Source organism: Kitasatospora sp. MY 5-36, from assembly GCF_001182915.1.
Lineage (GTDB): Bacteria > Actinomycetota > Actinomycetes > Streptomycetales > Streptomycetaceae > Kitasatospora.
The window spans coordinates 1-2,254 of sequence record NZ_LFVW01001045.1 but is presented as its reverse complement, the minus strand read 5'-3'; the positions used below and the strand labels follow the sequence as shown (position 1 = coordinate 2,254).

The 2,254-nt window shown below is 74.4% G+C and carries 2 protein-coding genes; both read left to right on the top strand.

What is annotated here, in order from left to right; genetic code table 11:
- A partial coding sequence (locus AE652_RS39895; RefSeq protein WP_049660574.1) for an SUKH-4 family immunity protein occupies positions 1 to 1,033 on the top strand: 1,033 nt, incomplete at its 5' end.
- Between the two features lie 265 nt (positions 1,034 to 1,298).
- A partial coding sequence (locus tag AE652_RS39890; protein ID WP_049660572.1) for a hypothetical protein occupies positions 1,299 to 2,254 on the top strand: 956 nt, incomplete at its 3' end.

The following is a 2,254-nucleotide window of genomic DNA, read 5'->3' as shown; positions in this document are numbered from 1 at the left end:
CGGGGTCGTCCCGCCGGCGGTGGTGCCCGGTTCGCCGCCGCCCGCGCCGGTGCCGCCGGGCGTGCCCGCGGTCGGCCCGGGGTACTTCGCCGCGCTCAGCTACCGGGGCCCGGACGGCTCGGAGCAGAAGCTGCTGCACCGCAGCGAGCCCGGCACCCCGCACCCGGAGTGGAAGATCCTCCAGGACCTGCGCCGGCTCAACGTGCCGCCGGAGCAGGTGCTGGAGCTCTACACCGAGCTGGAGTCCTGCGACCTGCCGGGCGGCTACTGCAACCGCATGATCGCCGCGTCCTGGCCGAACGTCCGGCTCACCCACACCGCCCCGTACGGCCGCGACCACGCCTCCCGGCAGGCCGGGATGGCCGAGCTGCTCGACCACCTGGACGAGCTGCACCAGCTGGCGTCCGGCGCCCAGCGGGTCCGCCCGTTCCGGGTGCCGCCGCCCGCGCCGGGGACGGTCCAGGCGCTGCCGCCGCTCCCGCCGCAGCAGCTCGCCCAGGAGACCGGGGCCGCCTTCGGGCAGAACCTGTTCCGCTACGAGCAACGCGCCGTCTCCCGCCAGGGCGTGCCCGAGCCGGTGTCCCAGACCCTGATGTGGGCCGGGCTGCCGCGCGACTTCGGGCCGTTCTTCTGGGCGCAGGCGCAGGAGGGCCGTCCGATCCCGACGCTCGCCGAGCTGGCCGCCGAGCGCGGCCTCGCCGCGGGCCCGGACTTCGGCGGCTACCTGGTGCTGGGCAACGACTACGGCCGCCAGCTGTGCGTCCAGTACGGCACCGCGCACGTGGTGGCCGTGGACATCGATGGAACCGGCCAGCCGCCCAGGTTCGTCAACAGCGGTGTACCGGAGTTCGTCCGCTCGCTGGCCCTGCTGGGCCGGATGTGGCGGCTCCGGTACGGGCTGACGCCGGACCAGGCCGGTCGATGGACGACCGACTTCCAGGCCCAGCTCGCCGCGATCGACCCGGCGGCCCTGCAGAACGCGGACACGTGGTGGGCCGTGCTGCTGGAGCAGTTCTGGGACGGCCTGCTGTAGCGGGTCGTCGCTGATCCTCGCAGGTGGGAGGGGTCGTTCCGGTGTCCGGAACGACCCCTTCGGCATGCCGACGCAGCCGTGCCTCGTTGGGGTTTCGCCCGGATCTGCGCAAAATAGGTCAAGAGGATGGGTCTATTCGTCCGGTCCTCGACACATTCCGGTCCGTACGACGGCGGAATCCGGCCCCGGCCTCCGAACCGGTTCCGGATCCGTCCGTTCCGTCCGATCATGGGCTCCGCAGCCCGCGAAACGAGGGGAAGAGCCCATGAGCGACGCCGTCCCCCAGTACGGCTTCACCCAGGCCCGCCGTGGCTACGTGCCCGAGCAGGTCGACCGAGCCCTGGCCGCCCTCACCGCGCAGCGTGACGAGGCGTGGGAGCGGCTGAGCGTCCTGGGCGCAGGCATCCGGCAGATGGAGGCCCGACTGGCCGACATCCGCCGGACCGCCGAGGACGCCCCGGAGCCCGACTACCAGGTGCTCAGCGAGCAGGCCGCCGGACTGGCCGCGATGGCCGAGAACGAGGCGCGCGCCGTCCGGGAGAAGGCCGAGCGCTTCGCCGAGGACCTGCGGGACGAGGTCTACGAGGCCGGCCAGGCCGCCGACCGCGCCGCCAAGGAGTACGGCACCACGACCCGTACCGACGCCGACGCGGCCGCCCGACGCACCGAGGAGCGGACCCGGGCCGAGGCCGAGGGCATCCGGTCCGACGCCGACCGGGAGAGCCGTTCCGCCCGGGACGCCGCCACCGCCTACGCCGCCAAGGTGCGGGTGGCCGCCGCCGAGGCCAGCGAGCAGGCCGAGGCCGAGCTGGCCACCCGGCGCCGCAAGGCCGACGAGACCTTCGCCGCCGCCCAGGCCAAGGCCGACGCCGAGGACACCGAGGTCTCGGCGACCGCCGAGCGCCGGGTCAAGGAGGCGGAGCAGCAGCGGGAGACCGTGCTGAACCGGATCAAGCAGCTGGAGACGGACGCCCAGGCCAAGGCCGACCAGCTGATCGAGCAGGCCCGCCGGGAGGCCGAGAAGATCAACGCGGAGAGCGAGCGCGAGCAGCGCGAGTTCGACACCCGGCTGGACACGGTGCAGCAGCACCTGGACCACATCAAGGCCACGCTGGCCTCGCTCACCGGGGCGGCGGTCGGCCAGATCGAGCCCGAGGTGGCGGCCGCGGCCGCCGCGGCCGTCCAGGCCTCCGGCGCGGCCGCCACGACCCCCGCGCCGCG